Raw genomic sequence first — 25,869 nt, forward strand, 5'->3', positions numbered from 1 at the left:
ATGATTATGGCATGACGAGCTTTTTCATCTTAACTGCCACCGCTCCTCGGCTGGAGCAGCTTCGCAATCAGCCCCGTCCAGCCGGTTTGGTGGCTGGCACCCAGGCCGTGGCCGTTGTCGCCGTGGAAGTATTCGTGGAACCAGAGATGGTCGCGGAAATTGGGGTCGGTTTGCAGCTGCTTATCGTCGCCGAAGCAGGCGCGGCGGCCGGTTTCGGGGTCGCGCAGGAAGAGCTGGGTGAGGCGCGTGGTGAGAGCGTCGGCCACTTCGAGCAGGGTAACCGTTTTACCGGAATTGGTGGGGTACTCCACCTTGAAATCGTCGCCGTAGTAGTGGTGGAAGCGTTGCAGCGACTCGATGAGCAGGAAATTCATGGGCATCCACACGGGACCGCGCCAGTTGCTGTTGCCGCCGAAAAGGCTGGTTTGCGATTCGGCCGGCTCGTAGTTGACGGTGAACTGGGTTTCGGTGCCCCGGAACACGAACGGATGCTCCAAGTGGTAGCGCGAGAGGCTGCGAACGCCGTAGGGCGAGAGAAATTCGGCCTCATCCAACATTCTGGACAATAAACGTTTCACCCGGTGGCCGCGCAGCAGCGAGAGCAGGTGGCGGGCCCCCTTGCCGGGCTCCTGCCAGCGCGATACCAGCGAGGCCAACGCTGGCCGGTTGTCCAGAAACCAGTTCATGCGGGCCAGGAATTCCGGCGCGCCCTTTAGCAAATCCTCATCAATAACCTCTACCGCGAACATGGGAATCAGGCCCACCAGGCTGCGCACTTTCAGCAGCTCGTGGCCGCGGTCGGGCGTGTTCAGGGCGTCGTAGTAGAACTCGTCCTCGTCGTCCCAGAGGTCCATGTGCTCGTTGGCCACGTTGGTCATGGCCTCGGCGATGTAGAGGAAGTGCTCGAAAAACTTGCTGGCCAGGTCCTGGTACACGGGGTTGGTCTGGCTGAGCTGGAGGGCGATGCGCATCATGTTGAGCGCGTACATGGCCACCCAGGCGGTGCCGTCGGCCTGCTCCAGGTAGCCGCCGTAGGGCAGCGGGGCCGAGCGGTCGAACACACCAATGTTGTCCAACCCCAAGAAGCCGCCCTCGAAGATGTTGCGGCCGTCGCGGTCCTTGCGGTTCACCCACCAGGTGAAATTGATGAGCAGGCGGTGGAAAATGGTTTCCAGAAACTTTACGTCGCCGTGGCCACCGTGGGCCTTCTGGTCCATTTTAAACACGCGCCAGGTGGCGTAGGCATGCACCGGCGGGTTCACGTCGCTCAGCTTCCACTCGTAGGCAGGCAGCTGGCCGTTGGGGTGCATGTACCAGTCGCGGCACAGCAGCAGCAGCTGGTCTTTGGCAAATTGCGCATCAAGCTGGGCCAGCGGCAGGCAGTGAAAGGCCAGGTCCCAGGCCGCGTACCAGGGATATTCCCAGGTGTCGGGCATCGAGATGATGTGCTGGTTGTTGAGGTGCACCCAGCCGGTACTGTTGCGGCCTTCGAGGCGCTCGGAAGGCGGCGGCGGGAAGGCGGGGTCGCCGGTCAGCCAGCGGGGCACGTCGTAGTAATAGAACTGCTTGCTCCAGAGCATGCCGGCGAAGGCCTGACGCTGCACCAGGCGGGCATCGGCGCTGGGCAGGTCGGCCTGCAGGGTTTGGTAGAACTGGTCGGCTTCGGCCAGGCGCAGCTTCAGGGCCTGGTCGAAATCGGCGAAGGGGGCTTTCAGGTCCGGCGCGGCCAGGCGCAGGCGCACCACGCGGGTAGCGCCCGCTGCGATGGTTAGCTCGTAATGCGCGGCGGCTTTGGTGCCCGTGCGGGCGGCGTTCACGGCCCCGGCCTGGCCGTGGAGCAGGTAGTCGTTGATGCCGTCTTTGAAAAACTGCTCCGTGGAGGGCGCGTTGTGGAGGCGGCCGTTGTTGGTGGCATTTTCGCAAAAAAGCAGGCTGGGCGCTTCTTCGCAATAGAGCGTGAATCTGCCCAAATCCCGATGCTCGGCGTGGATGTGGTTGTCGGCAGTAGCGGCCAGCTTGGGCCGGTAGGCATCCTCGCCCCAGGCCCAGGTGTTGCGGAACCAGAGCTGCGGCAGCAGGTGCAGCGTGGCTTCGGCCGGGCCGCGGTTGACGATGGTGAGCTGGATGAGCACGTCCTCGGCATCGGCCTTGGCATACTCCACGAACACATCGAAGTATTTATTTTCCAGAAAGATGGCCGTGTCCATTAGCTCAAATTCCGGCTTCATACGGTCGCGGCGGGCGTTTTCCTGCACCAGCCACTCGTAGGGGAAAGCGTGCTGCGGGTACTTGTACAGCATGCGCTGGTAGGAGTGCGTGGGCGTGGCGTCGAGGTAATAATAGACCTCCTTCACGTCCTCGCCGTGGTTGCCCTCCGGCCCGCTCAGCCCAAACAGCCGCTCCTTAAGAATGGCGTCCTGCCCGTTCCAGAGGCCCAGGCCGAAGCACAGGTGCTGCTCCTCGTCGCAGAAGCCGGCCAGGGCCTCCTCGCCCCAGCGGTAGGCGCGGCTGCGGGCCTGGTCGTGGGTGGTGAAGTTCCAGGCGTCGCCGTTGGCGCTGTAGTCTTCGCGCACGGTGCCCCACTGCCGGTCGGCCACGTAGGGACCGAACTTGCGCCAGGGTTTGGTGCCGGCATTGGCTTCAGCGAGGCGGGATTGTTCGGGGTTCATGCTTTTTCAGTTGGGAGCGCGGGTAGGTAGGGCAGTCTGAAATTGGCTGTCATCCTGAGCGCAGCGAAGGACCTTATCACGCTCGCAGCAGTTGATTACTGCAAACCGTTCAGCAGTGATAAGGTCCTTCGCTGCACTCAGGATGACAGCTGATTTCTCCCTTACTCAGCCGTTATCGGCGAAGCCCGGGTAGAGCGTCATGCCGCCGTCCATAAAAATGGTTTGGCCGGTGATGTAGTCGGCTTCGTCCGAAGCCAGCCAGGCGGCGAGGTTGCCGATGTCGGCGGGGTCGCCCACGCGGTTGTAGGGAATAAGGGTGAGCAGGGCTTTTTCCTCCTCGGGCGTGTCGCGGGCCGAGAGGTTGATGGGCGTGGCAATGGCGCCGGGGGCAATGCTGTTAACCCGGATTTTGTGCGGCGCCAGCTCCTGCGCGGTGCTTTTCATGAGTTGCATGATGCCGCCCTTGCTGGCGGCGTAGTTGACGTGGCCGGCCCACGGAATGACTTCGTGCACCGAGCTCATGCAGATGAGCTTGCCGGTGGCGCGGGAAATATCGGGCTGCTCGCCGCGCCGGATAAACTCGCGGGCGCCCTCGCGCAGGCACAGGAACTGACCGGTCAGGTTCACGTCAATCACCTTCTGCCATTGTGCCAACGTCATGTCGACAAACTTCGCGTCGACCTGCAGGCCGGCGTTGGCCACCACGATGTGCACCGTGCCGAACCGCTCAATGGTCTGCTTGAACATGGCCTGCACCTCGTCTTCCTTGCTCACGTCGGCCTTGATGGCCAGGACCGTGCCGCCGGCCGCCTCAATGGTGGCGACGGTGGCATTGGCGCCTTCTTCATCGTGGCCATAGTTCACCACCACGGTGGCACCGTGGGCGGCCAGGGCAACGGCCACGGCCACGCCAATGCCGGAACTGGCCCCCGTGACGAGGGCAATTTGATTGGCGAGACGCCGGGGGTCGGGAGTGGCCATGCGGGAAGGTGTGGGGATTGATGAAGAGACGATTGAAGGCGTAATGCTACCAAGGCGGCCTGAGCTTTTGATGAAGACAACAGCACGGCCGAAGAGGCAGCAAATGGCATACGCGCCCCATCCGGCGGGGTTTATTCTGCATAAGAACAGCCCGGCCGCCGCAAGGGCAACCGGGCTGTTTCAGCTGAAAGAATGTGCGGGCGCTATTTCTTCACTTCGGTGCCGTCGGCGTTGAATAGCACGTCGCGGTGCTGGCCCGCCTGGCTTATTTCGGCTTCGTAGGTGGTAGCGCCGGTGGCGGCGGTCACGATTTTAGCGGCTTCCGTGATTTTGTGGCCTTTGTAGTTGGCGGCCAGGGCCTTTTGCACGGGAGCGGGCAGCTGAGCTACGGCCATTTCTGTCTCGGTTTCCTTGAGTACACCGGCGGCGGTGATGACGGCCGACATCTCGGCTTTGCCCATATCGAAGCCGGCTTCGTAGTCGGCCCCCTCCTTCTCCCACTTCACGGTTTTCACGGTGGGAAAGGTCTTTTTGAACGTGGCCGTGGCGGCGGCCGGCACTTGCGCGGCAGCAACTTTCTGAGCTTGGGCGGCACCGGCGGTCAGCATGGCTGCAGCGGCCAGCAGGAGTTGCTTTTTCATGGAATTGCAGGAGTTATAAGGTGAATGCGCACCAAATCTATCCGGCCATTCTGGAGCTACTCTGTGATGATGGCAGCCGCGCTGCTTTTTTTCGCGGGCACCCCGGCCATGGGTTTCAGGCTGACGCGCAGGGTGTGGCGGGTGCCCGCCTTCGCCACCGAATACTCGACCCCGAAGCCGTAATAGCCGCAGATTTGTTGCACAATACTCAGGCCGAGGCCCGGCGACTCGGAGGCGGCGTTGTGCTTGCGGAATCGCTCGAAGAACCGGGCCGGGTCGCCCTCTACGGCCGGGCCGGTGTTGGTGACTTTCAGCTCGGTAGTTGATAGTGAAACGGCCAGCTCGCCGCCGCGCACGTTGTGCTTCACGGCGTTTTGCAGCAGGTTCTGGAGCAGCGAGTCGGCCAGGCCGGGGTGCATCTGCACCACCACAGGGCCGTGGCTGATGTCGAGGCCGTAGCGCAGCTCGCGGGCTTCGAAGAGGGGCTCAAGCTGAGCCATTTTCTCTTCCAGCAGCTGGTCGAGGCGCACGGGCTGGGCCTGGGCAAACTGTCGGTTTTCGATTTTGCTGAGCAGGCTCAGGGCCTGGTGCAGGCGCGAGAGGCGCAGCGTGGCCCCGTAGAGGTCGGCCACGAGCGGGGCCACCGCCGGGTCTTCGGCCAGGGCGGGCACTTGCAACAACTGCTCCAGCTGGGCCTGCATGATGGCCAGGGGCGTCTGGGTTTCGTGGGCGGCGTTGGCTGTAAACTCGCGCAGGCTCTCATAATCGGTCACCAGGCGCTGGCTGAATCCGTTCAGGGCCTGGTTCAGCTCGGCGAACTCGGCCACGGGCGGCACGGGCAGCGCCAGGGGCCGGTGCTGCTGCAAATCGTACTGCCGCAACGCCGCCAGCGTGTGCCGGAACGGGGCCCACAGCCGCGCCGACAGCCAGCGGTTTAGCCCCACCATGCCGGCCAGCAGCAGGGCCAGCACGCTCAGCATCACGGCCAGCACCACGCCCAGCAGGTCTTCGGCCTCGACCAACGACTTGCGCAACGACACCCACACCGGCCCCTCGCCGTGCACCGTCATCGGAAACGTGAGCTGCCGGTGCGGCACCATTTCGTCTTCGGTGCGGTCGAGCAGCAGGGTATCGCGGAAGCCGAGCGGGCGGGGCGTGCGGCTGATGTCGAGCAGGATGGCCAGCTGGCCCACGGGGGGCAGCTCGTTGGCCTGGGCTTTGGCCAGCAGCTCCCGGCGGCGGTCGGCCAGCTGCTCGTCCACCTCCGTGCGCAGCGCCCAGTTGATACCGTAATAAAGCCCCAGGCTGCCGCCCACAAACAAGAGCAAGGCCAGCAGTAGATAGTAGCGAGTGGTAGCGTTGAGCAGGTTCATGCCGGGATAGAAAAGAAGCGCGGGATGCGTGCAATATTACTAGTAAGCCCGGGCTGCTTTTGTTTCTTCCCTCGCCGGCTACTCGTGGCTCAGCTTGTAGCCCACGCCGTACATGGTGCGGATGTAGTTGTCCGCGCCCTTCTCCTGAAGCTTTTTGCGCAGGTTTTTGAGGTGGGTGTAGATAAAATCGAACGAGTCGGCGGCATCCACGGCATCGCCGCAGAGGTGCTCGGCAATGGCTTCCTTGGTGAGCACGCGGCCGGGGTTGGCGAGCAGGTACAGCAGCAGGTCGTACTCCTTACGGGTGAGGGTGAGGAGCTCGCCGCGCACGTGCACTTCGGCCAGTTCGGGCAGCACCAGCAGCTCGCGGAAGGTGATTTGCTGCTGGCCCTGAAACTGGCGGCGGCGGATGATGGCCCGCAGCCGGGCATTGAGCTCGGAGAGGTGGAAGGGCTTGATGAGGTAGTCGTCGGCCCCGAGGTCGAGGCCCGCGATTTTGTCGTCGAGGGCATCGCGGGCCGTGATGATGAGCACGCCGGCCGGCGAGCCATCCGATTTGAGGGCGCGGAGCAGGTCGAGGCCGGAGCCGTCGGGCAGGGTCAGGTCGAGCAGCACGCAGTCGTACTGGTAGAGCTTGATTTTTTCGTGCGCCTGGGCAAAATCGGCGGCGGCTTCCACCAGGTAGCCGGCCTGCTTGAGGGAGCCCATGAGGGCGGTGCGCAGGGCGGCTTCGTCTTCAACGAGGAGAATTTTCATGAGCAGGAAGTCCGGATGGATGGCGGCACAGCCGCGAAGGAAGGGGCAAAGTTTGTATATATTCTGTGCCGTGGTGCGTATGAGGGACTTCAACCTCGCAAGGGGCCGATTTTCTTCAGAATTGGCCCGCAGTTTTGTGGCGCTTATTGCAGCTATCCGTAACTGCGGGCGCATTGTCATCCTGGACGCAGCGTTTGTCATCCGGAACAGCGCGTTTGTCATCCTGAGCGCAGCGAAGGACCTTATCATGTAGGCTTGTTTTTTATGGCCCGCACTATATCATGCAGCCATGATAAGGTCCTTCGCTACGCTCAGGATGACAAACGCTTATCAAAACAGATTGCCAGCCGGCCTCACCAACCTTCTCCGCGTATTGTCTGCTCGCCTTCCCTACCTAATTGCCGGCCTCGCCCTTGGTGTCGCGCTGCTGGCTAGCCTTCCGGCCGCCCGCGCCCAGACCGGCGCGGCCCCGGCCGTGCTCGCCCCCTTGCCAGCCGTAGCCGCCGCGCCCGCCAGCCCGCGCCGGCTCGATGATTTCCTGCTGGTGGCCCGCCAGAGCAGCCCGCTGCTGCGCGAAACCGCCAACCAGGTGCGCCAGAATCGCATTGACAGCCTCGTGCGGGCCCGGCAGAACGGGGTGCAGCTGGGCGGCATCGGTTCGGCGCTGTACTATCCGTCCATCACCAACAGCAAGGGCGAAAGTGTGCTGGGCTACGACAACGCCGTGACCAACGGCGGCAACTACGCCGCCATCGCGCAGGCCACCAAGCCCATTCTCAACCGCTTCCAGCTCCAGAACGACTACCAGATTATCGCCAGCCAGGGCCAGGTGCTGCGCAACACCGGCCGCCTCTCGGCCCTGGACCTGCGCCGCAGCATCACCGACCAGTTCCTGACCGCCTACGCCGCCGAAACCCAGCTCACGTTCAGCCGCACGCTGCTCACCCAGCTCCGCCAGCAGGACGAAATGCTGCGCCAGCTGGTGAACGGGGGCATTTTCAAGCAGACGCAGTACCTCAGCTTCTACCTCTCCGTGCGTACCCAGGAGGTGACCGTGGAGCAAAACCGCCTGGCCTACCGCCGCGAGCTGGGCACCCTGCGCGCCCTGGCCGGCGTGGCCGACACGGCCCTCGTGGCCCTCGAAGCCCCTACCCCGCCCACCCACCGCCCGCTGGCGGGCCTGCTGGCCCCGGCGCAGCGCCAGTACACGCTCGATAGCCTCCGCCTGCTGCTCGACCGCCGCGCCGTGGATGCGTATTACCGCCCCAAAGTGAGTGCCGTGGTCGATGCGGGCCTACAATCCTCGTCGTACCTGCCCGTGGCGCTGGCTCACAGCGTGGGCATCGGGGGCGGCTTGCAGCTGAACATTCCGATTTTCGACGGCCACCAGCGTCAGCTCCAGTACCAGCGCATCGAGCTGAGCGAGCAGAGCCGCCGCGGCTACCGGCAGTTCCTCACGGTGCAGCGGCGGCAGCAGTACGAGCAGCTGGAGGGCCTCATCCGGGCTTCCGATGCGCTGCTGGGCCGCATCCGGGAGCAGCTGCGGGTGGCCGATGCGCTGGTGGGGGCCGCCCGGCAGCAACTCGCCACCGGCGACGTGGCCATTCTCGACTACCTGAACCTGGTGACAAGCTACCGGACCTTGCAATTCAGCCTCACGCAGGCGCAGACCGACCAATTAAGGAGCCGCTTTGCCCTGGATTACCTCGCCGAGCAGTAGCGTGGACTCTGCGAGTCCGCGAGCGAGCGCAGCGAGCAGGACGAACTACCCCGTATGCCGGACGCCAGATGCTCGCTGCGCTCGCTCGCGAACTCGCAGAGTCCACGCTACATTTTTCTACTTGCTTCCATGACCCTCCCCCGCCACCTTCTCTTCCTCCTCGCCCTCGCCGGCCTCAGCGCCTGCGGCCCGAAAGACCCCGCTGCCGCCGGCGATTCTGCCCCGCCCGCCGACGGCGAGGAAGAGCCCGCCGTGAAGCCCAGGGCCCTGGTCACCATCGGCACCGTTCGGAGCGATACCCTGACCGACGTGCTGCGGCTGAGTGCCGTGTCGGCCTTCCCGGCCAAGGATGCGCTGCGGGCCACCACCACGGGCTATGTGCTGCCCCCCACGCCCGTGGTGGGCCAGCAGGTGCGCGCCGGCCAGACGGTGTTCACTATTCAGACCAAGGAATCAAAAACCCTGCACCTCGATAAGCTCACCGGCGACCCGCGCCTGCGGTTCAGCGGCATCATCCAGATAAAAACGGCTCGCAACGGCGTGTTGGCCACCGTGGACAAGCTGGCTGGCGACTACGTGCAGGACGGCGAGCAGCTCGGCCTTACCTACGACCGCAGCCGCTTCGGCTTCATCCTCGACGTGCCCGTGACCCAGCTGCGCTACGTGCACACCGGCCAGGCCTGCCGCATCATCCTCCCCGATGGCCGGGTGCTGGCCGGCCGCGTGGCCGAGGTGCTGGCCACCGCCGATGTCAGCATTCAGACCCAGCGCTACACCATCCGGCCCACCGGCCCGGTGCCGGACCTCCCCGAAAACCTGGCCGTGCAGGTCGAGCTGGACCGCACGGCCCCGCGCCAGGCCAGCATCCTGCCGCGCGGCGCGGTGCTCACCGATGAGACGCAAACCGAGTTTTGGGTGATGAAGCTGCTCAATGATTCCACCGCCGTGAAAGTCCCGGTGACGGTGGGGGCTCAGGAAAAGGACCAAATCGAAATCAAAGCCCCCCGCTTCGGCCCCCGCGACAAGATTCTGCTCAGCGGCAACTTCGGGCTGGACGACACGGCGGCAGTAAAGGTGACGCGGCCGGTGGCGGCGCCGAAGGAATAAGATGCGCTTTTGTGACAAATGAAAGTACGTCATGCAGAGCGCAGCGAAGCATCTTGCCCGCCACCACTAATCCAGTTGATTGAATTACTCATTGCGGGCAAGATGCTTCGCTGCGCTCTGCATGACGTGCTGGAATACCCAATACCCAACCAACCAATGCCCAATCGTCCCTCCATCTTTCAAGCCTACAAAGCGCCCATCGCGGTGCTGCTGGCGCTGGCCCTGGCGCTGGGCACGGTGGCCTACCGGCGCATCAACGTGGCCCTGTTTCCGGAGGTGACCTTCCCGAAGGTGAAGGTGATTGCCGAGAACGGCCTGCAGCCCGTCGACCGCATGATGGTGACCGTGACCAAGCCCATGGAAGACGCCATCAAGCGGGTGCCGGGGCTGAAACTGCTGCGCAGCACCACCAGCCGCGGCAGCTGCGAAATCTCGGCCTTCCTGGACTGGAACGTGGACGTGGCCAAGAGCCAGACCCTCATCGAGTCGCGCCTCAACCAGATTCGGGGCGACCTCCCCCCCACCGTCAACATCTCGGTGGAGCGCATGAACCCCGCCATTCTGCCAGTGATGGGCTACACGCTGGAAGCGCCGGGCCGCTCGGCGCTGGAACTGCGCAAGCTCGCGCTCTACACCATCAAGCCCTTCCTCTCGCAGGTCGATGGCGTGTCGTCGGTCCAGATTCAGGGCGGGCGCACCAAGGAGTACCAGATTCAACTGCTGCCCGACCAGCTGGCCGCCCTCGCCCTCGGGCCGGATGATGTGACCAAGGCCCTGACGGCAACCAATTTCGTGCAGAGCAACGGCTACCTCAGCGACTACCGCCGCCTCTACCTGACCGTGACGGACGCCACCATCGTGGAGAAGGAAGACCTCGAAAACCTGGTGCTGCGCAACGACGGCCGCCGCATCGTGCGCCTCGCCGACGTGGCCACCGTGACCCTGGGCGAACAGCCCGAGTACACCCGCATCAACGCCAACGGCTCCGACGCCGTGCTCGTCTCCATCCTCCGCCAGCCCGATGCCAACGTGGTGCAGGTGTCCGACGGCGTGCGGGCCAAAGTAGCAGCTCTGAAACCCGGCCTGCCGCGCGGCGTGACGATGGCCCCGTACTATGACCAAGCCGATTTCGTGGCCGAAGTCGTGAAGTCGGTGCAGGACGCGCTCTGGATTGGCCTGGCGCTGGCGCTCATCGTCACGGCGCTGTTCCTGCGCTCCTTCCGCGCCACCATGACCATCCTCGGGGCCATTCCGGTGGCGCTGGCGCTCACCATCGCGGTGCTGTATTTCGGCCTCGGCTACTCCTTTAATATCATGACGCTGGGGGCCATCGCTGCCGCCATCGGCCTCATGATTGACGACGCCGTGGTGATGGTGGAGCAGCTGCACCGCGTGGGCGAGGAGCACCCCGAGGCGACGCCCGGCGAGGTGGTGCGCCGCTCGGTGGGCCATCTGCTGCCCGCGCTGGTGGGCTCCAGCCTCTCCACGATTGTGATTTTCCTGCCGTTCGCGCTGCTGGGCGGCGTGGCGGGGGCCTACTTTAAGGTGCTGGCGACGACAATGGTGGTGGCGTTGGTCTGCTCCTTCCTGGTGGCGTGGCTGGGGCTGCCGGTGATATACCTGCTGCTCTCGCGGAAAGGCAAAGCCGCTCCGGCCGAAGCCAAAGAAGCCGCTGCCATCGACGGGCCTTCAAAAGTGGCGGTCGATGGAAGCAGCGGCGAAGGCCCTACAGCCGACGACGCCCACCACGAAATCCCCTGGGTCCGCGCCGTCATCCGCCATCCGGCCTACAGCATCATCGGCATTCTGGTACTCATCGGCAGCATGGTGCTCATCATCCCGCGCCTGGCCACCGGCTTCCTGCCCGACATGGACGAAGGGGCTATCGTGCTCGATTACCACTCCCCGCCCGGCACCGGCCTGGAAGAAACCGACCGTATGCTCCGCCAGGCCGAAAAGCTGATTGTAAAAGTCCCCGAGGTCGCCAGCTACTCTCGCCGCACCGGCACCCAGATGGGTTTCTTCATCACCGAGCCCAACAGCGGCGACTACCTCATCCGCCTCAAAACCGACCGCAAGCGCACCACCGAGGAAGTCATCGCCGACATCCGCACGCGCATCGAAGCCACCCAGCCGGCCCTCACCATCGACTTCGGCCAGGTCATCGGCGACATGCTCGGCGACCTCATGAGCACCGTGCAGCCCATCGAAATCAAAGTCTTTGGCCCCGACGCTACCAAGCGCTACGCCCTGGCTGAGCAGGTGACCAAAGTGGTGGAAGGCGTGGCCGGCACCGCCGATGTGTTCGACGGCATCGTGCGCATGGGCCCCAGCGTGGACGTGCGCCCCGACCCGCGCCGCCTCGCGCAGTACGGCCTCACCGCCACCGATTTCCAGACCCAGCTCCAAACCCAGCTGGCCGGCACCACGGCGGGAAACGTGCTCGAAGGCGAGCAGCTGCTCAACATCCGGATGCGCTACCCCAACGCCGCCCAGGCCAACCTGGCCCAGATGCGCGGCGAGCCCGTGTTCCTGCCCAACGGCCAGCGCCGCCGCCTCGACGAGCTGGCCACCGTCAACGTGTCGGTCGGCGACGCCGAACTGGAGCGCGAAAACCTGCAAGCCATGACGGCCGTCACCGCCCGCCTCGACGGCCGCGACCTGGGCGGCGCGATGAGCGAAATCCGCCAGAAACTCGACAAGGAAGTGCCGCTGCCGCCCGGCTACTTCATCCAATACGGCGGCTCGTATGCCGAGCAGCAGCAGTCGTTCCAGGAGCTGCTTACCATTCTGGGCACGGCCTGTTTGCTGGTGTTTGCGGTGGCCCTGTTCCTGTTTCGGGACTTGAAAGCGGCCGGGCTTATCCTCCTCATTTCCGTGTTAGGGCCGGCCGGCGGCTCGCTGGCGCTTTTCCTCACCAACACCCCGCTGAACGTGGGCTCCTACACCGGCCTCATCATGGTGGTGGGCATCATCGGCGAGAATGCCATCTTCACCTTCCAGCAGTTTTTCGAGATTCTGCAGGAAGGCCGGCCCGTGGAACAGGCCGTGGGCTACGCCATCGCCGCCCGCCTGCGCCCCAAGCTGATGACGGCCCTCTCGGCCATCGCGGCGCTGTCTCCGCTGGCGCTGGGCATTGGGGCGGGCGCGCAGCTGCACCAGCCGCTGGCCATTGCCGTGATTGGCGGGCTGCTGCTGGCCCTGCCGCTGCTGTTGATGGTGTTGCCCAGCCTGTTGCGCCTCGCCTACCAGCAACAAACGTTGCCGGAAAAACCCGTTTTGGCAGCCCCGGCAGCATAGCCGCGCCCGGTCCGGAAAATGCGGGAGCCCCGTCGATAAAATACCCCCTCCCCGTCGATGAAAACGGCTTCAGCGGCCGGAGGGGGTTAATTTTGCGCTATCATCTTAACAAAAACTCGCGCTGAGTAGTTAAGAGCCCTTGCAGTCGATGCGCTGCACCGGCGAACGCAGAAAACCGACGATATGTGGATAGTTAGACTAGCGCTGGCGCGCCCCTACACCTTCGTGGTGATGGCGCTGCTCATTCTGGTGGGCGGCGGCCTCACCATTCAGCGGATGGCGGTGGACATTTTCCCCGACATTCCGATTCCGGTGGTGGGCGTGGTGTGGGGCTACTCGGGCATCTCGCCCGAGGAGATGAACCAGCGCATCATCATCCCGGTGGAGCGCGCCATTACGACCACCGTGAACAACGTGGAGCACCAGGAAAGCCAGAGCCTCAAGGGCGTGGGCCTGATTAAGGTGTTCTTCCAGCCCGGCTCGAACCCCGATGCCGGCGTGGCCCAGCTCACGGCCATCACCCAGACGCTGCTGCGGGTGCTGCCCCAGGGCATCACGCCCCCGCTCATCATACGCTACTCGGCCTCCAACGTGCCGATTGCGCAAACTTCCCTCAGCTCCGAAACGCTGGGCGAGTCGGACCTTTTCGATGCGGCCAACGCCTTCATCCGGCCGGGCCTGGCGGTGGTACAGGGCGCGTCGGTGCTGCTGCCGAACGGCGGCAAGCCCAAGCAAATCATGGTCGACCTCGACCCCGACAAGCTGGCCGGCAAAAACCTGAGCGGCAACGACGTAGTGCAGGCCCTACTGGCCCAGAACCTCATCATCCCGGCCGGCTCGGCCAAAATCGGCGACCGGGAATATGATGTGAAGCTGAACTCCAGCCCCGAGGCCATTGCTACGCTCAACGACCTGCCCATCAAGACGGTGAACGGCACCACCACCTACATCCGCGACGTGGCGTTTGTGCACGAGGGCGCGGCCGTGCAAACCAACATCGTGCGCCAGAACGGCCGCCGCACCGCCATTATCCCGATTCTGAAAAGCGGCGCGGCCAGCACGCTTGACATCATCGACAAAATCAAGAAGGCGCTGCCCAACATCCAGGCCAACGCGCCCCCGGCCCTGAACATTAAGCTGTTATTCGACCAGTCGTTTTTCGTGCGGGCCAGCATCAAGGGCGTTATCATCGAAGCCTGCATCGCGGCGGCCCTCACGGCGCTCATGATTTTGCTGTTTCTGGGCTCCTGGCGCTCCACGCTGATTATTGCGACCAGCATTCCGCTTAGTATTCTGGTCAGCATCATCATGATGAACATTCTGGGGCAAACCCTGAATATCATGACCTTGGGCGGCCTCTCGCTGGCGGTGGGCATTCTGGTGGATGACGCGACGGTGGAAATCGAGAACATCCACCGCAACATGGGCATGAAAAAGCTGCTCAAGCGCAGCATTCTCGATGGGGCTCAGCAGATTGCGACGCCCGCGCTGGTGGCCACGCTGGCAATTTGCATCGTGTTTGTGCCGGTGTTCTTTCTGGGCGGGGTGGCGTCGGCCATCTTCGCGCCGCTGGCCACGGCGGTGATTTTTGCCATGCTGGCCTCCTACATACTGAGCCGGACGCTGGTGCCTACGTTGGTGATGTACCTGCTGCGCAAGGAGCTGCCCATATACCATGCTCAGGAGGAGCCCGACCTGCCCAGCCTGAACCAGCGCGACGGCAAGCCGGTGAGCAAGATTGAGCGCGACCTCGAACACATCCGGCGCGAGCAGTACGAGAAGGCCCACCCCAGCGGCACGCCCGAGGAAGAAGCCGAGGATGAAATCACCGATTCGGAACGGGAAGCCGGCCAGGCCATCACCCAAACCTGGGTCTGGAAGCTGCACAAGGGCTTTGAGCACCAGTTCGAGAAGTTCCGCGCCGTGTACGGCGGGGCGCTGGACTGGGCGCTGAGCAACCGCCCGAAGGTCATTCTGGCGTTCATGGTGCTGTTTATTGGTTCGTTGGGCCTGTTCCCGCTCATCGGCCAGAACTTCTTCCCGACGGTGGATGCGGGCCAGTTGCGCCTGCACGTGCGGGTGCCCACCGGCACGCGGGTGGAGGAAACGGAAGTGCGTTTCCGGCAGGTGGAAAAAGTAATTCGTGAGGTGATTCCGGCCGATGAGCTGGACCTCGTGCTCGATAACATCGGCCTGCCGGTTATCCCCATCAACCTGCTGCTGAGCGACAACCCCACCATCGGAGCCGGCGACGGCGAAATCCTGGTGAGCATGAAGGAGGAGCATGGCCCCACCGGCGAGTACATCAACGAAATCCGCCGCCAGCTGCACAAGCAATACCCGGACCTGACCATTTTCTTCCAGCCGGCCGACATTGTGAACCAGACCCTGAACTTCGGCCTGCCCGCGCCGATTGACATTCAGGTGATTGGCCGCGACAAAATGACCAACCAGCGCATCGCCGGCGAAATCAAGGAGAAAATCGTGAAGATTCCCGGCCTCGTCGATGCCTTCGTGTACCAGGCCTTCGACCAGCCCCAGCTCCGCCTTGACATCGACCGGGTGCGCGCCCAGGAAGCCGGCCTTTCGCAGCGCGACATCGCCAACAACGTGCTGGTGAACCTCAGCTCCAGCTCTCAAACTTCGCCCAGCCAGTGGCTGAACCCCGCCACCGGCGTGAGCTACCAAGTAGCCGTGCAAACCCCGCCCCGCGCCCTATCCACCCTCGATGAAGTGGGCAGCATCGGCGTGACCGGCGCGGGCCAGGCCCAGGCCCAGCTACTGAGCAACTTCGCCACGGTGCGCCGCACCCAGGCGCTGGCCGTCGTGTCGGATTATAACATCCAGCGCACCGTGGACGTGTACGCCAGCGTTTCGGGCCGCGACCTCGGCGGCGTGAGCAAGGACATCCGTAAAATCCTGGCCGACACTGAAAAGACTCTGCCGAAAGGCACCACGCTGGCCCTGCGCGGGCAGGCCGATTCCATGCGCACGTCCTTCGCCGGGCTGGGCCTGGGACTGGCCGGGGCCATCATATTGGTGTACCTATTGATGGTAGTGAATTTCCAGAGCTGGATGGACCCGCTCATCATCATCACCGCTCTGCCGGGCGCGCTGGCCGGCATCCTGTGGATGCTGTTCGTGACGCAAACCACGCTCAGCGTGCCGGCCCTGATGGGTGCCATCATGTGTATCGGCGTGGCTACGGCCAACAGTATTCTGCTCGTCACCTTTGCCAATGAGCGGCGGGAGGAAGAGCCGGATTTGAGCCCCCGCGATGCGGCGCTGGATGCCGGCTTCACCCGCCTGCGCCCCGTGCTAATGACGGCCCTGGCCATGATTATCGGTCTGCTGCCCATGTCGTTGGGCATGGGCGAGGGCGGCGAGCAGAACGCTCCGCTCGGCCGCGCCGTGATTGGCGGGCTGATGCTGGCTACAGTTACGACCTTGTTTTTTGTGCCGATTATGTTCTCCTATTTGAAAAAGCCCGCCCCAGTGAAGGCGGAGACAGCCTAACGGCCGGCTTTCGCCCGCCCCTTTTTCACTCCCCGCTTTCCGCCCCGATTCTTTGCCTAATGTCTGATTCTAATTCTTCCGGCTCCGGCCGGTTTTGGCTGCTGATTCTTGTTGTACTGGTGGTGTTTGCTGGCCTGTTCGTGCTAGGCTACATGCCGCGCCACAAGCAGGAAAAAGCCCGCGACGCCGAAGCCAAACAGGTTATCGATGCCAACCCAACCGTGACCGTGGCCCCGGCCAAAGCCGCGCCCGACACCACCACCGTCACCCTGCCCGCCGATACCAAGTCGCTGCGCGAAACCTTCGTGTTTGCCCAGGCCAACGGCTTCGTGAAGTCGTGGAGCGCCGATATTGGCCAGAAGGTACACGCCGGACAGGTGCTGGCCGAAGTAACCACGCCCGAACTCGACCAGCAGGTAGCCCAGGCCCGCGCCAACCTCGGCCTGGCCAAAACCAGCTACAACCGCCTGGCCGGCGTGGGCCTGCCCGGTGCCATTTCCAAGCAGGAGCTGGACGTGGCCAAGTCGCAGTTTTCGGTACAACAGGCGGCCCTGCAGCAGTTGCTGGCCCAGCAGAATTTCCGCCGCATCACGGCCCCGTTCAGCGGCATCGTCACGCAGCGGAACGTAGAAGTGGGCAGCCTCGTGAGCAGCAGCAACGCGCCGGGTTCCCAGCTATTTAAAATCGAACAAACTGAGAAGCTGCGCGCCTACGTGCAGGTGCCGCAGAACTTCGCCCCAGCCATCAAAAACGGCATGACGGCCGATTATCTGGTGCCCGAGTTTGTGGGCAAGCCCTTCAAAGGCAAGGTGGTGCGCGATGCAGGGGCTCTCGACCCCAATACCCGCACCCTGCTCACCGAAGTGCAGATTCCGAACCCACGCGGCGAACTGCGCCCCGGCTCCTACGCCCAGGTGAAGTTCTACCTGCCACGCACCGCGCCCAGCGTCATCATCCCCGCCAACGCACTGGTACCCGGCGGCACCGATAGCCGCGTGGCCATGGTGCAGGACGGCAAAATCCACTACCAACCCATTACCACCGCCCGCGATTTCGGCAACCAAATTGAAGTGTCGCAGGGCCTGCAGGGCGGTGAGTTACTAGTGCTGAACCCCGCCGAAACTCTCCTCGAAGGCCAGGCCGTGCAAACCAAAGCCTTCACTCCGCCCACCAAGCCCGCCGGCCCGCCGCCCGCCAAGCCCCGCCCCAACGACCCGGATGCGCCGCGCGTGTCGTCGCCGGTGAAATAGGCCGCAGTTTTTCAGAACGTCAGTTAAGAACGTCATGCCGAGCGCAGCGAAGCATCTTGCCCGCAGTCACTAATCCTTTTGATTGGATTGCGTTGCGCAGGCAAGATGCTTCGCTGCGCTCGGCATGACGTTCAGAATGAACAAGCCCATGACCCTCCGCCTCTCCCCTTTTCTTCTCCTTGCGCTGCTGGCCGGCTGCGTGCGGCCGCCCAGCTACGCGCCGCCCAGCCTGCCCACGCCCGCCGCCTGGAAAAACACGGCCGATAGCCTCACCGCCACTACGCCCACGGCCGCCGTGGCCAGCAGCACCCCGCCCACCGTGGACAACCCACCCGCGCCGGGCAGCTGGTGGACGCTGTTTAATGATGCCGGTCTGAACACGCTGGAACAGCAGGCTACCGCCCAGAACTTCAGCCTGCAGGCCGCCCTGGCCCGCGTGGAAAGCGCCCGGGCCAACGTGCGCGTGGCCAATTCCTACCGCTCGCCGCTGATAACAGTGGACCCACAGGTGTACCGCTCGCGGCTGTCGGGGCTGCGGCCGCTGCCGTTTCCGGTGGCCACCAGCAACCTGGGCGTAATTCAGACGCAGTATTACATCCCCATCAACGCCAGCTACGAGTTCGACGTGTGGGGCCGCATTCGCAGCAGCATCCGGGCCGCCGAGGCCGATGCGCAGGTGCAGGAAGCCAACCGCCGCACCGTGCTCCTTTCGCTCACGGCTGATGCCGCGACTTATTATTTCGGCATTCGCGGCCTCGATGCGCAGCTGCTGGTGCTTGATACCGCCCGCCTCGACCGTCAGCATAGCCTGGAGCTGACCCGCGCCCGCTACCAGGCCGGCGTCGATAATGAAATTGCCGTGCACCGGGCCGAAACTGAGCTGGCCAATGTGGATGCCAGCGTGGTGGAAACCCGCCGCCAGCGCTTGGGCCTCGAAGCCTCGTTGGCTACGGTGCTGGGTGTGCCGGCCAGCGGCTTCGCGGTGCCGTCGCAGGGCGGGCCGCTAGCGGCGCCCATCATTCCTGCCTCGCTGCCCGCTACCCTCCTGGCCCGCCGGCCCGATTTGCAGCAGGCCGAGCGCCGCCTTGCCGCCGCCAGCGCCCGCGTCGATGTGGCCAAGCTCACGCGCTTGCCTACCGTGCGCCTCAACGGCTACCTCGGCCCGCAAAGCGCCCAAATTGGTGACCTGGCCCGCATCAGCGACAACTACACCTATTACGTGGGCGGCGGCGTGAGCATTCCGGTCTTCAATGGCGGCCGCAACCGCGCCAACGAGCAGGTAGCCCGCTCCGAAGCCGAAGCGCTGGTGGCCGACTACCGGCAGGCCGCCCTCGGAGCATTTCAGGAAGTGGAAACCAGCCAGGCCGACGTGCGCCAGTACCAGGCCCAGGTGGCGGCCCGGCAGCGCGCCTACCGCGCCGCCCGCCTGGCCAGCGCCCTCACCAAGGAGCGGTACCGCGCCGGCCTCACCACCTACTTCGAAGTGGTGGATGCCGACCGCCAGACCCTGGATGCGGCTACGCTGCTCACCCAAGCCCAGAGCAACCTCTTAGGTGCCAGCGTAGCCCTGGTCCGGGCGCTGGGCGGGGGCTGGGAATAGCCCCTAAATCAACAGATTTCGCACAGATTTCAAAGTCCCCGCCAGGCTGGCGGGGACTTTTTTATGGCAACAATTGACGCGTAGTCAATTAGTTAAGATTTCCCTCAGAATCTGCCGTTACGTTTATGTTAACAAGCCCGTAATAACGAATTCAAAACCGTTCTGACTCCAATTTCACCTTCATGCGCTCATTTCTAGTTACCCGTTTCGCTGCCGCTATGCTGCTGTTCGGGGCAATGCATCCGGCCCAAGCCCAGGTTAAGCCTACGCCTTCTGACACCACTAAAAAATACGCCAACCCCGGCGGCATCCCGGCGGCGGTTCATAAGCCATTTCTGAAAAGCAAGCTGTTCAAAGCCGTGGCCATTCCGGCGGTGCTGATAACCTACGGGGCCATCACGGCGCAGGGCGACGCTGGCGTGAACCACGATGCCCGCACGTTTGTGCAGAAGCAATTCCGGCCCGTCAACACGATGATTGACAACACCGTGATTTTCCTGCCCTACCTGGAACTGGGGGCCGTGGCGCTGGCGGGCGTAGAGTCGCGCAACGACCGCATCAACACCCTGCTCATCATTGCCAAGGGCGAGGCCATTATGCTGGCCAGCACCTTCGCCGTGAAGTACCTCGCCAACGAAACCCGGCCCAACGGCCAGGACAACCTCTCGTTTCCCTCGGGCCACACGGCGCAAGCATTTCTGGCGGCTAGCATCGTGCATACCGAGTTTCGGGACAAAAGCCAGTGGTATGGCATTGGGGCCTATACCATTGCGACCAGCGTGGCGGCGCTGCGCATGATTAACGACAAGCACTGGCAGAGCGACGTGGTGGCCGGTGCGGGCTTCGGCATCCTCTCCGCTCACTTGGCCTACCTGAGCCACCGCAACCGCTGGGGCCGCAAGTCCATCGGTCGCGATGTGAGCATGTCGCCCAGCTACTTTGGCAACGGTGCCTCGGGCGTGAGCATTTCCTGGCGACCGTCGAAATAGTGCCATCCTCATCAATAGGGACAAACCACTCACGCAGTTCCACAAAAAAGCCCCGCCAATTGGCGGGGCTTTTTCATTTTTAACAAGTGCTGTATGTAACGAGCGAGGGGGATTTAGTAGGTGTTGTTATCGAAATACTGCAGGCCATCGGCATAGCCCTGCCACCACTCGGCGCGTCCGGTTTCGCCGGCGTTGTTGTAGAAATCAACATTTCTGAGTGCCTTGTGCCACTCATCAGCAATGCGGGCCATGTCGGTGGTATACGTCAGGTAGCGCTGGCCAGCGGCGTATCCATAGTTATAGCCCTCGTCCGGAATAGTGACCGCAACCGCCTGAGTGGCTGCGAGCGAGTGGGTAGCGGTGCTCGTCATTAAAGCGGCAGCCAGTAGCAACATTGAAAGTTTGTTCATGAAAAATGGAAGTGAAGGTTGAAAATTGAACGACACAAAGACACGCGTCCTCACTTGCTTATTCAAGGACAAACTGATGCTAACTGCGACTTGTATTTAGATAGTATTTCGTAGCGCTATGGCTGGAACTGCGGAATAAACGGCCGGAACACAGCCCCAGCCCTCGCTAAAGCAGGCTGATTTCAGACAATAATTTTTCCTGCAGCCCCAGCCTGAGGCACTGCAGCCCCCGCTTTGTTATCGCCAGCCTGCAATGCCGCCAGTATCATTGCAGTACTGGCCAACCCTAACTGCGGGCGCCCAGCCCCGACAAGCTTTCCACAACAAATTTTTCCGGTGGCCTCAGCCTTCTAATAGACAACGCAACGTTCCGGTTATCTGCTTGTCTTTTTCATTAAGATTCCGTCCCATCTTTACGAATCTACATTCTCTATCACCCGAATCCCTACGCACTTTTGAAACGACGCGACTTTGTAGGACTCTCCGGCCTGGCCGCCGGGGCCCTCTTTCTGCCCAGCTTCCCCAGCCTGGGCGGCACGCCCGTAGACGCCGCCCGCCTGCTGGAGCCCGGCCTCGACCCCGCCCAGAAAAAACGTCTGGCCGATGCCGCCCTGAACGCCGCCAAAAGCGCCGGGGCCAGCTACGCCGATGTGCGCATCGGCCGCTACCTCAACCAGAGCATCTTCACCCGCGAAAAGCAGGTGCAAAACATCGCCAGCGGCGAGAGTTTTGGGTGCGGCGTGCGGGTGCTGGCCAACGGCACCTGGGGCTTCGCCGCCACCAACGTGGTGACCGAAGCCGGCCTGGCCAAAGCCGCCCAGCTGGCTGTGCAGATTGCCAAGGCCAACGCCAAAGTGCAGAAGTCAACGGTGCAGCTGGCCCCGCAAAAAGGTTACGGCGAAGTGACCTGGCGCACGCCTATCAAGCAGAATTCCTTCGAGGTGCCGGTGGCCCAGAAGGTAGAACTGCTGCTGGCCGCCAACGCCAAAGCCACCGACAACGGCGCGAGCTTTGTGAATTCCTCGCTGTTTCAAATCAATGAACAGAAGTACTTCGCCAGCACCGACGGGTCGTACATAGACCAGGACGTGCACCGTATCTGGCCCACGTTTTCGGTCACAGGTATCGACCGGGCCAGCGGCAAGTTCCGCACCCGCGACGCGCTGAGCGCGCCCATGGGACTGGGCTACGAGTACCTCACGCCCCAGGCCGCCGATAAGATTCCGGGGGCCAGCGGCACCGGCCTCATCGGCTACCGCAACTCCTACGACATGCTGGAAGATGCCGCCCTGGCTGCCCGGCAAGTGAAGGAAAAGCTCACCGCGAAGTCGGTGACTGCCGGCAAGTACGACCTCGTGCTCGACCCCAACCACCTGGGCCTCACCATCCACGAAAGCATCGGCCACCCGCTGGAGCTCGACCGCGTGCTGGGCTACGAGGCCAACTACGCGGGCACCAGCTTCGCCACGCTGGAGTGGAAAGCCAAGCAGATTCCCTACGGCTCGAAGCTGGTCAACATCGTGGCCGACAAGCTCCAGCCCGGCTCGCTGGGCGCGGTGGGCTACGACGACGAGGGCGTGCAAACCAAGCGCTGGGACCTCATCAAGGATGGCGTTTTGGTCAATTATGAGAAAATCCGCGACCAGGCCCACATCGTCGGCCAGACCGAATCGGACGGCTGCTGCTACGCCGATTCCTGGGATTCGGTGCAATTCCAGCGCATGCCCAACGTGAGCCTACAGCCCGGCAAGGCCAAAATGAGCGTCGATGACATGATTAAAAACGTCGACAAAGGCATCTACATCGCCGGGCGCGGCTCCTACTCCATCGACCAGCAGCGCTACAATTTCCAGTTCGGCGGGCAGGTGTTCTACGCCATCGAAAAAGGCCAGATTGCCGGCATGATTGAGGACGTGGCCTACCAGGCCAATACCCAGGAATTCTGGAACTCCTGCGCCGCGATTTGCGACGAATCGGATTACCGCCTTTTCGGCTCCTTCTTCGATGGCAAGGGCCAGCCCAGCCAAGTGTCGGCCGTGAGCCACGGGTCGAGCACGACGCGCTTTAATGGCGTGAACGTGATAAACACGGCCCGGAAACTTGGGTAGCACCTGAACGGCAACTCCCCTCCTTACCAAGGAGGGGATGTTCGAGCCAAAGGCTCGGACGGGGGTGGTTGTGGCGTTGGAAGAATGCCGAAATCCTTTTCTGCAGACCGTTCAACGCTACAACCACCCCAGCCGGCGCTTCGCGCCAGCATCCCCTCCTTGGTAAGGAGGGGAGTGAAGTTCATTCAACCCTCAGCACTGAAAACTCAACCCTTCCTCATGGCCATTCTCTCCAAAGACGAAGCCCAAACGATACTCAAGAAAGTCCTCAGCTTCAGCACCGCCGATGAGTGCGAGGCCACGCTCACCGGCAGCACCGGCGGCAACGTGCGCTCGGCCCGCAACTCCATCAGCACCGCCGGCGCGGCCGAGAATGTGGCGCTGGCGGTGCAGGCGCGTTTCGGCAAGCGCAGCGGTACTGCCACCTGCAATGAATTTGATGACGTCTCGCTGCGCCGCTGCGTGCAGCGGGCCGAGGAAATTGCCCGCCTCGCGCCCGAGTCGCCGGAGTACGTGCCGCTGCTGGGGCCGCAGACGTATCTGGCCTCGCCGGGCTCGTTTGCCCAGCGCACGGCGGCTATTACGCCCGATTACCGGGCCGAGCAGATTGGGGCCAGCATGGCATTATGCGAGCAGAAGAAGCTGAGTTCGGCCGGTTTCTTTAATGACTCGGCGGGCTTTGTGGCCAAGCGTAACTCGAAGGGGCTCGAGGCTTACCAGCAGGTAAGCAGCGTTGATTTTTCCATCACCGTGCGTACGGCCGACGGCACGGGCTCGGGCTACGCCATTGCCAATTACACCGATTTGGCGAAGTTCGACGCGGCCCGGCTCACGCGCGTGGCCGCCGACAAGGCGGCCTCATCAGTGGGCGCCAAGGCCATTGAGCCGGGCAAATACACCGTGATTCTGGAACCCGCTGCGGCTATCGATTTGCTCAACAACATGATGGGCGCGATGGACGCCCGCAACGCTGACGAGGGTCGCAGCTTCCTCAGCAAAAAAGGCGGCGGCAACAAGAAGGGCGAAAAAGTTTTTGACGAGCGGGTGACCATCTACTCCGACCCCACCAACCCCGACGTGCCCGACCTGACCTTCGCCAACGACGGCCGCCCCCAGCAAAAAGTGACCTGGGTAGAAAAAGGCATCGTGAAAAACCTGTACACCTCGCGCTTCTGGGCGCAGAAATCGGGCGTGCCCGACATCCCGCCCCCCGGCGGCTGGATTATGCAGGGCGGCACCCAGAGCACGGCCGAGCTCATCAAGGGCACCGCGAAAGGCATATTGGTGACGCGCCTCTACTACATTCGGGCCGTCGACCCGCAAACGCTGCTCTATACCGGCCTCACGCGCGACGGCACGTTCTACATCGAAAACGGCCAGATTAAATTCCCGGTGAAAAACTTCCGCTTCAACGAAAGCCCGGTGATTATGCTGAACAACCTCGAAGCCCTGGGCAAGCCCGTGCGCCTGAACGGCAGCCTCGTGCCGCCGCTCAAAATCCGGGATTTCACCTTCACCAGCCTCTCGGATGCGGTGTAGCGCGGACTTTGTAGTCCGCGAGTCTGTGCACCATTTATTTATTCATTAGCCTTCAATCGCGGACTACAAAGTCCGCGCTACATCTCACCATATGAAAAGACGCGACTTTGTGGGACTGTCCGGCCTGGCGGCCGGGGCCCTGTTTCTGCCCAGCTTCCCCAGCCTCGGCGGGACACTTGTGGACCCCGCCCGCCTGCTGGAGCCGGGTGCCGATGTAGCCATGAAAAAACGCCTCGCCGATGCCGGCCTCAACGCCGCCAAAGCCGCCGGGGCCAGCTACGCCGACGTGCGCATCGGCCGCTACCTCAACCAGGGCATCTTCACCCGCGAAAAGCAGGTGCAGAACATTGCCAGCACCGAGAGCTACGGCGTGGGCATCCGCGTGATTGCCAACGGCACCTGGGGCTTTGCCTCAACCAACAACGTGACCGAGGCCGGCATCGCCAAAGCCGCCCAGCTGGCCGTCCAAATTGCCAAAGCCAATTCGAAAGTGCAGAAGGAAAAGGTGCAGCTGGCCCCACAAAAAGGCTACGGCGAAGTGACCTGGAAGGCCCCCATTCAGCAGAATGCGTTTGAGGTGCCCATCAAGGACAAGGTGGATTTGCTGCTGGGCGTGAACGCCAAGGCCCTCGATTTGGGCGTGTCGTTCATCAACTCGGTGCTGTTTCAGGTGAACGAGCAGAAGTATTTCGCCAGCACCGACGGCTCCTACATCGACCAGGATATTCACCGGATTTACCCCACGTTCGGCGTCACGGCCATCGACCGGGCCAGCGGCAAGTTCCGCTCGCGGCAGGCCCTGAGCTCGCCCGTGGGCATGGGCTATGAGTACCTCACGCCCAAAGCCGCCGACAAGGTGGCCGGCCCCACCGGCTCCGACATCATCGGCTACAAATACAGCTACGACATGCTGGAAGACGTGGCTTCGGCCGCTAAGCAGGTGAAGCAGAAGCTGACCGCCAAGTCGGTGACGCCCGGCAAATACGACCTCGTGCTCGACCCGCACCACTTGGGTTTGACCATCCACGAATCCGTCGGCCACCCGCTGGAGCTCGACCGCGTGCTGGGCTACGAGGCCAACTACGCGGGCACCTCATTCGCTACGTTGGAGTGGAAGGCCAAGGGAATTCCCTACGGCTCGAAAGTGGTAAACATCGTGGCCGATAAGGTGACGCCCGGCACGCTGGGCGCGGTGGGCTACGACGACGAAGGCGTGAAAACCCGCCGCTGGGATTTGATTAAAGAAGGCCGGCTGGTGGATTATGAGAAAATCCGCGACCAGGCGCATGTGGTGGGCCAGGACCACTCAGACGGCTGCTGCTACTCGCAGAGCTGGCAGGACGTACAGTTCCAGCGCATGCCCAACGTGAGCCTGCAGCCCGGCAAGGAAAAGCTGAGCGTGGACGAGCTGGTGAGCAAGGTCGACAAGGGCATTTACATCGCCGGCAACGGCTCCTTCTCCATCGACCAGCAGCGCTACAACTTCCAGTTCGGCGGCCAGGTGTTCTACGCCATCGAGAAGGGCAAAATCACCGAAATGCTGGAGGACGTGGCCTACCAGGCCAACACCCAGGAATTCTGGAACAGCTGCGTGGCTTCGTGCGACGAGAGCGACTTCCGCTTCTTCGGCGCTTTCAACGACGGCAAGGGGCAGCCCAGCCAGAGCTCGGCGGTGAGCCACGGCAGCAGCACCACGCGGTTTAACGGGGTGAACGTCATCAACACGGCCCGCAAAATCGGGTAGTGCATCACTCCCCTCCTTACCAAGGAGGGGATGTTCGAGCCAACGGCTCGAACGGGGGTGGTTGTGGCATTGGACAAAGCTTGAGTCATCCAACGCCCACAACCACCCCAGCTGCCGCTTCGCGCCAGCGTCCCCTCCTTGGTAAGGAGGGGAGTTTGTTCCTCCA

General features: G+C 63.0%; 16 protein-coding genes. 10 read left to right on the forward strand and 6 right to left on the reverse strand.

Features of this window, described 5'->3' with window-relative positions; translation table 11 throughout:
• Positions 1–29 precede the first annotated feature (29 nt).
• From ACYVM5_RS20435 to ACYVM5_RS20455, 5 genes are all read right to left on the reverse strand, one after another.
• Positions 30–2,669 (reverse strand): glucosidase family protein, encoded by a 2,640-nt coding sequence (locus tag ACYVM5_RS20435; protein WP_460619930.1) that lies wholly within the window; start codon positions 2,667–2,669, stop codon positions 30–32.
• Between the two features lie 165 nt (positions 2,670–2,834).
• Positions 2,835–3,650 (reverse strand): SDR family oxidoreductase, encoded by an 816-nt coding sequence (locus tag ACYVM5_RS20440; protein WP_460619931.1) that lies wholly within the window; start codon positions 3,648–3,650, stop codon positions 2,835–2,837.
• Positions 3,651–3,853: 203 nt separating this feature from the next.
• Positions 3,854–4,291, reverse strand: a complete 438-nt coding sequence (locus ACYVM5_RS20445) for a PepSY-like domain-containing protein (protein WP_460619932.1) — start codon at positions 4,289–4,291, stop codon at positions 3,854–3,856.
• 56 nt (positions 4,292–4,347) lie between these two features.
• On the reverse strand, positions 4,348–5,664 hold the full coding sequence (locus ACYVM5_RS20450) for a sensor histidine kinase (RefSeq protein ID WP_460619933.1): 1,317 nt from the start codon (positions 5,662–5,664) through the stop codon (positions 4,348–4,350).
• Positions 5,665–5,742: 78 nt separating this feature from the next.
• Positions 5,743–6,420: a response regulator transcription factor gene (locus ACYVM5_RS20455; protein ID WP_460619934.1), complete on the reverse strand. Its 678-nt coding sequence runs from the start codon at positions 6,418–6,420 to the stop codon at positions 5,743–5,745.
• Between the two features lie 373 nt (positions 6,421–6,793).
• Here ACYVM5_RS20455 and ACYVM5_RS20460 point away from each other — a divergent pair, with 373 nt between their 5' ends.
• The 7 genes from ACYVM5_RS20460 (at position 6,794) to ACYVM5_RS20490 (ending at position 19,902) form a co-directional block, all read left to right on the forward strand.
• Positions 6,794–8,140 (forward strand): TolC family protein, encoded by a 1,347-nt coding sequence (locus tag ACYVM5_RS20460; RefSeq protein WP_460619935.1) that lies wholly within the window; start codon positions 6,794–6,796, stop codon positions 8,138–8,140.
• A gap of 129 nt (positions 8,141–8,269) precedes the next feature.
• Positions 8,270–9,247, forward strand: a complete 978-nt coding sequence (locus tag ACYVM5_RS20465) for an efflux RND transporter periplasmic adaptor subunit (RefSeq protein ID WP_460619936.1) — start codon at positions 8,270–8,272, stop codon at positions 9,245–9,247.
• A gap of 156 nt (positions 9,248–9,403) precedes the next feature.
• Positions 9,404–12,547 carry an efflux RND transporter permease subunit gene (locus ACYVM5_RS20470; protein ID WP_460619937.1) on the forward strand — a complete coding sequence of 1,048 codons (3,144 nt, stop codon included), beginning with the start codon at positions 9,404–9,406 and terminating at the stop codon, positions 12,545–12,547.
• Between the two features lie 183 nt (positions 12,548–12,730).
• Positions 12,731–16,063 (forward strand): efflux RND transporter permease subunit, encoded by a 3,333-nt coding sequence (locus tag ACYVM5_RS20475; protein ID WP_460619938.1) that lies wholly within the window; start codon positions 12,731–12,733, stop codon positions 16,061–16,063.
• A gap of 59 nt (positions 16,064–16,122) precedes the next feature.
• Entirely contained in the window at positions 16,123–17,313 is a 1,191-nt protein-coding gene (locus ACYVM5_RS20480; protein WP_460619939.1) for an efflux RND transporter periplasmic adaptor subunit, read from the forward strand.
• Positions 17,314–17,461: 148 nt separating this feature from the next.
• The gene (locus tag ACYVM5_RS20485; protein WP_460619940.1) at positions 17,462–18,913 is read left to right on the forward strand and encodes an efflux transporter outer membrane subunit; all 1,452 of its coding nucleotides are present in this window, start codon (positions 17,462–17,464) and stop codon (positions 18,911–18,913) included.
• A gap of 182 nt (positions 18,914–19,095) precedes the next feature.
• Positions 19,096–19,902, forward strand: a complete 807-nt coding sequence (locus ACYVM5_RS20490; RefSeq protein ID WP_460619941.1) for a phosphatase PAP2 family protein — start codon at positions 19,096–19,098, stop codon at positions 19,900–19,902.
• Between the two features lie 113 nt (positions 19,903–20,015).
• Here the strand turns inward: ACYVM5_RS20490 and ACYVM5_RS20495 are convergent, their stop codons facing one another.
• Positions 20,016–20,312, reverse strand: coding sequence for a hypothetical protein (locus tag ACYVM5_RS20495; protein ID WP_460619942.1), 297 nt, complete (start codon positions 20,310–20,312; stop codon positions 20,016–20,018).
• A 455-nt stretch (positions 20,313–20,767) separates the two neighbouring features.
• Here ACYVM5_RS20495 and ACYVM5_RS20500 point away from each other — a divergent pair, with 455 nt between their 5' ends.
• From ACYVM5_RS20500 to ACYVM5_RS20510, 3 genes are all read left to right on the forward strand, one after another.
• Entirely contained in the window at positions 20,768–22,420 is a 1,653-nt protein-coding gene (locus ACYVM5_RS20500; RefSeq protein ID WP_460619943.1) for a TldD/PmbA family protein, read from the forward strand.
• A gap of 219 nt (positions 22,421–22,639) precedes the next feature.
• Positions 22,640–23,959: a TldD/PmbA family protein gene (locus ACYVM5_RS20505; protein ID WP_460619944.1), complete on the forward strand. Its 1,320-nt coding sequence runs from the start codon at positions 22,640–22,642 to the stop codon at positions 23,957–23,959.
• Positions 23,960–24,050: 91 nt separating this feature from the next.
• The gene (locus tag ACYVM5_RS20510; protein ID WP_460619945.1) at positions 24,051–25,703 is read left to right on the forward strand and encodes a TldD/PmbA family protein; all 1,653 of its coding nucleotides are present in this window, start codon (positions 24,051–24,053) and stop codon (positions 25,701–25,703) included.
• Positions 25,704–25,869 lie beyond the last annotated feature (166 nt).

The organism is Hymenobacter ruber, assembly GCF_054783255.1.